Annotated in this window: 6 protein-coding genes; 1 reads left to right on the top strand and 5 read right to left on the bottom strand. The window is 48.1% G+C overall.

Features of this window, described 5'->3' with window-relative positions; genetic code table 11:
- A partial coding sequence (locus tag V6C93_RS35965; RefSeq protein ID WP_333481494.1) for an ATP-binding SpoIIE family protein phosphatase occupies positions 1–632 on the bottom strand: 632 nt, incomplete at its 3' end.
- Positions 633–712: 80 nt separating this feature from the next.
- Here V6C93_RS35965 and V6C93_RS35970 point away from each other — a divergent pair.
- Entirely contained in the window at positions 713–1861 is a 1149-nt protein-coding gene (locus tag V6C93_RS35970) for a transposase (protein WP_333481495.1), read from the top strand.
- 47 nt (positions 1862–1908) lie between these two features.
- Here V6C93_RS35970 and V6C93_RS35975 read toward each other — a convergent pair whose 3' ends face one another.
- The 4 genes from V6C93_RS35975 to V6C93_RS35990 all read right to left on the bottom strand — a co-directional run.
- Entirely contained in the window at positions 1909–2313 is a 405-nt protein-coding gene (locus tag V6C93_RS35975; protein WP_333481496.1) for an anti-sigma regulatory factor, read from the bottom strand.
- Positions 2294–2689: an STAS domain-containing protein gene (locus V6C93_RS35980; RefSeq protein ID WP_333481497.1), complete on the bottom strand. Its 396-nt coding sequence runs from the start codon at positions 2687–2689 to the stop codon at positions 2294–2296. The genes V6C93_RS35975 and V6C93_RS35980 overlap by 20 nt, the downstream gene beginning before the upstream one ends.
- Positions 2690–2704: 15 nt before the next feature.
- The gene (locus V6C93_RS35985) at positions 2705–3574 is read right to left on the bottom strand and encodes an STAS domain-containing protein (RefSeq protein ID WP_333481498.1); all 870 of its coding nucleotides are present in this window, start codon (positions 3572–3574) and stop codon (positions 2705–2707) included.
- A 509-nt stretch (positions 3575–4083) separates the two neighbouring features.
- On the bottom strand, positions 4084–4740 hold a 657-nt coding region (locus tag V6C93_RS35990; RefSeq protein WP_333481499.1), incomplete at its 5' end, for a group II intron maturase-specific domain-containing protein.

Raw genomic sequence — 4740 nt, forward strand, 5'->3', positions numbered from 1 at the left:
GCCTCAACAATCTCTTTGGGACTTTTGCTCAAATTCGCTCGAAATACCCTCACCGCTTCCCGCGATGCCTGGGCGGCTTGTGGCCCGTGACCCAAACCATCTGCCACAAGCAGTAGGGTGCGACCCGAATTTTGGGCGATAGCCCAAGCATCTCCCGAAATCTCCTCACCGATTTTGGGCAAGCACACTACGCCACTTTCCACATCCCTCTCTAGCGGCTTAACGGGTAAGGAGTTGGCCCAGAGTTGAGCTAAACAGGCACTTCCCAGCTTGGGAACCGAATATATATCAAAAACAGCCGAGAGACGACTCATCGCTCCTAAACCCGTTCCCGAAGTTCCTGCGGTAGAAAAGCCATCTTGCAGACACTCGCTAATATTGCTGATTCCTGGCCCTTTATCTAAGGCTAAGATTTCGATTCCCTCAATCTCATTTCTGGTCAACGGTTGTAGCACTAATTTGCCGTCTGTCGCGTGTCGAACCAGGTTATTCGCGGCCTCGGTAACTACAATACCGACTTTTCCTCGCTCCGTCTCGTTGAAGCCCAAACGATTCGCCAGAGCGATCGCCATCCGTCGCGCTTCACCTGCCTGACTAGACTCTAAAATTGGTAAGGCAACGGGTTCTATCATCGAGACTCCTTGGGTCTGAAACCCCGTCTTTCTGGGACGGCTTTATAGGGTAGAATGGGATGACTTGTTAGCCCATCTTAATGCAAACAATATCTGTTAAATGTAAGCTTCAAGTCCCTGTAGAGTTGCGCTCTGAAATAGACCGCACTTTGCAGGGATTTGCCGCTGCTTGTAACCAGATATTGGATGTTGCTAATCGCGAGAACTGCTGGAATACAACCAAGCTTCACCACAAAACCTATAAGGCCGTGCGAGAAGCTACGGGACTGAAGGCCAACCATGTTTGCCAAGCGATCCGGCGCGTAATTGGTAACGCCAAGGCAGTTAAACAAATCCACAAGTTTAGACCGACATCGATTAATTTGGATGTGCGGACTTTTCAATATATTGAGGAGTTGCAAACAGTTGGCGTCACCTTGATGTGTGGTCGGGTTAAGTTTAAGTTGAGTATTGGCAACTACCAGTTGGCACTGCTTAAAGGGCAATCCCCAACGGCAGCTACACTCAACAAGACTAAACAGGGTGACTACTACATCAATATCTGTGTTGACCTGCCCACAGACCCCAATGGGAGGACTCCCAAGGTAATTGGGGTGGACTTGGGTCGCAGGGACATTGCCACCACTTCCACGGGTAAATCGTGGAGTGGCGAACAGATTCAAGCTACTCGTGACCGATATAGTAAGGTCAGAGCCAATGTTCAATCCAAACGCACTCGGAATTCTCGCAGACTTCTGAGAAGGTTTTCCGGGAAAGAACACAGGTTTCAGAAGTGGTTGAATCACAATATTTCTAAACAGCTTGTTCAAGAGGCAAAACAACTGAATGCAAGTCTGGCTTTTGAGGATTTGACTAATATCAGGGAATCGCTCAATCAAAAGCCTCGTAGCAAACCCGAACGTCGTAGAACCAATAATTGGGCGTTTTACCAACTGCGTTTGTTTGTAGGATACAAGGCCAAAATTGCTGGTGTCCCAGTTGTTTTTGTGCCACCTGCCTACACCAGCCAAAGCTGTTCCCGATGTGGACATATTCACCCCGTTAAGGGGAAGTCCTATCGGAACGGCAAGCTGTTTAAGTGTGGGCATTGTGGATTTGAACATGATGCTGATGTAAATGCGGCAATGAATATTGCTGCTTTGGGGGTTTGTGTAAGCAATCCCGAAAGTCCGGGGATGAGTTGTCAATTAGAGGGGCAATTGTTTCTCTTTCCGATATCTCAGATCTGAGGCTAAAGCTCTGTACCTCTACTGTCGGGGTAAGCTTACGATTTAAGTTACTTCCACTTAGTTATCGTTACACAGGTGCCATTTCCAACCTCAGAAATAATATTGAATTCGTTGACCAGCCGTTTTGTACCACTTAGCCCCAAACCGAGTCCGTTACCAGTGGTGAAGCCGTCTTTTAAGGCTAGTTCAATATCTGGAATCCCTGGCCCCTTGTCTTCAAAGGTCAGTCGCAAGCCTCGACGCATTCCTTCGTGTAGGGCTTCCAGCTTTACTGTACCGCCACCGCCATAATCGAGGGTGTTGCGTGCCAACTCACTGGCTGCTGTGACAATCTTGGTCTGCTCTATCAGACTAAAACGTAGTTCCACAGCCCACTGACGCACGGATTGTCGGACTAAGACAACGTCGGCGGAGGACTGGATGATCATCGTTTCAGACCTCACTATGTCCATCCGTGTTCTCTCTAGCAGAAGCTGCCAACGAGGCACGCAGGCGAGCCATTCCTTTCTCAACATTTAAGGCGGTGCGAATGCCTGTGAGGGAGAGTCCCAACTCGACCAAGGTGATAGCAACGGCTGGTTGCATTCCGACCACAACAGTTTCGGCATCCAGTACCTGGGACATCTTGGCAATGTTCCCCAGTATCCGCCCAATGAAGGAATCAACGATTTCTAGGGCTGAGATATCGATCAGCACACCACGAGCGCTGATTTGGACAATCCGGTTGGTGAGGTCGTCCTGCAAGGTCATGGCTAGGCGATCGTGCATATCGACTTGTATCGTTACTAGCAGGAATTCACCCATTTGCAAGATGGGGATACGTTCCATAAAAACCTCCTGACCTTATACCGAGCGAGTTTGGGAGCGACTGATCGTTGCCCCAGCTCGCTTTAGGGCTAGAGCAAAGGCATCGGCTAGAGAAGCCTTGGTAACCATATCAGCCAAATCAACGCCCAGGTAGACAATGGTTTGAGCAATCTGGGGACGAATCCCGCTGAGGATGCAATCAGCTCCCATCAAGCGGGCTGCGGTTACCGTTTTGAGTAAGTGTTGAGCCGTCAGAGTATCTACCGTTGACACGCCTGTAATGTCGATAATGGCTACTTCCGAACCCGTCTCGACAATTTTCTGCAACAGAGACTCCATCACCACTTGGGTTCGGGCACTATCCAGGGTGCCAATAATCGGCAGGGCTAAAATGCCGTCCCAGAGTTTGACTACTGGGGTTGACAACTCTATCATTTCCTCCTGCTGGCGCATAATCACTTCTTCGCGAGTTTTCTGATAGATCTCCGTCGTCCAGAGTCCCAACTCGTCCAGCAGGTTACTGGCTAGCACAATTTCCTCAATCAAACTGGCAGCATCCTGGGCAAGTTCGGAGCGGAGGCGCGTGAATAAAGGTTGCTTCAGCGAAAAAACAAAGGTTGCTGTTTCTGAGGGTGTAAAGCCTTTTTGGGAGCGAGTCCGGGAGACACTCGCCAACATTTCTCGTACCCCCTTCCATTCTGGCGTTTGTGTATCGCTCAAAGTACCCTGCTGTACAGCATTTTTGAACAGCTCCAGAAACTCTCGACATTCCTCCCGCAACTCTGTCTCTTTGAGCAAACCTCGACGGTTACCCTCGGTTATTTGCTGTTGAACCCAGGTTGCCAACAGTTGGTCTTTGTAGCTTGTGAGAATCTCTGGAATTTTACTTTTGCCGCTCAGGCTCATCTAACGGCTCCTTCTCTTAGCCGGAATTGAAAATTATTATACAGGTCAATCATTTTAGGCTTTCTAGTTCACTAGCTCGGCTGGTGGGGTTGAACACTGAAGTGACTGGCAATTTCCTGAGTACACTTCAAGTTTCTCAAGGTGATGAAGTTACCTACGGACTTGAGGTAGTTCCTTAAAGGCTGATTGACCTACCTATTATAGGTACAAACTGAGACAAATTGACACTCTCCGCGCTAAAGGGACGGAGATTCTTTAATCAATGTGGACGCTTGCCCTAGCAGGATTGCTCCAACTAACGTAGAGGCGTCCACTCCTAAAGCGTTACTTCGGGATTGCCCATCCCTAGATTTTGCTCTAAGCAAAATGTTGATAGCCGCGTTAATGATTAAACTCAGCGAGTCCCTCATGAGACCCGCTGGTCTCCAAAACCGTGCGTGAAACTTTCGCTTCACACGGCTCCTCAGTAAATCGGTGCCTGTCACGCATACCTCATTGCCCATTTTCCATCAACTTTTTTCAAGTCTTTTGGTGGGCTTAGGCTCGGCACTATTACAGCCGGATTTATTGCCAGAAACATCTACATATCGCCTCGTGTCTGTAGCTGTCTTTATATCGTGGCAGTGTCGATGGAGAAGCTGCCAATTCTTGTATTCATCCTTTCCACCTTGCGATTTAGGAATGATATGGTCTAGCTCTATGACATCTCCATCTTTAAAGTAGTGTCCGCAGTGGGTGCATATCCCTTTTTGCTGTTTAAGCAGTGATGCTGTTCGCTTAGGCATCTCAGGGTTTTTCCCCATTCTTATACTCCAATAGACCAAGTTTCCGTCGTATGGTGACGCATCGCATTTAACTTTCACATAGTCTTTGATTTGGGTGGCACTATGTTTCAGTAACCGGATAGGATTTTTCCCATCCCTGGTTGCGAATACCCAGTTATCACCGCCAATTGTTTTCCAATATTTTTGGGCTAGCCACTTTCTACCCTTGTTTCTATGGCGGTGTTTTGCCCAAGATTCAAGTAAGGTGTAAATTTGAGCATCCATTTTTGAGAATGCCTTTTTACTACAAACCGTTGAGTAGTAATTTGTCCATCCTCGTATGATAGGGTTTAGTTTCTCTATCAGCCTCTTTTGTGAGGTTCCTTTATGGGTATTAACTAC

This window comes from Allocoleopsis sp. (assembly GCF_036703385.1).
Taxonomy (GTDB): Bacteria; Cyanobacteriota; Cyanobacteriia; order Cyanobacteriales; family Coleofasciculaceae; genus Allocoleopsis.

What these genes read in the sequence shown, in the direction of transcription:
- V6C93_RS35985 (WP_333481498.1), bottom strand. Translation starts at nt 3,574, where the DNA reads ATGAGCCTGAGCGGCAAAAGTAAAATTCCAGAGATTCTCACAAGCTAC.
- V6C93_RS35975 (WP_333481496.1), bottom strand. Translation starts at nt 2,313, where the DNA reads ATGGACATAGTGAGGTCTGAAACGATGATCATCCAGTCCTCCGCCGAC.
- V6C93_RS35970 (WP_333481495.1), top strand. Translation starts at nt 713, where the DNA reads ATGCAAACAATATCTGTTAAATGTAAGCTTCAAGTCCCTGTAGAGTTG.
- V6C93_RS35980 (WP_333481497.1), bottom strand. Translation starts at nt 2,689, where the DNA reads ATGGAACGTATCCCCATCTTGCAAATGGGTGAATTCCTGCTAGTAACG.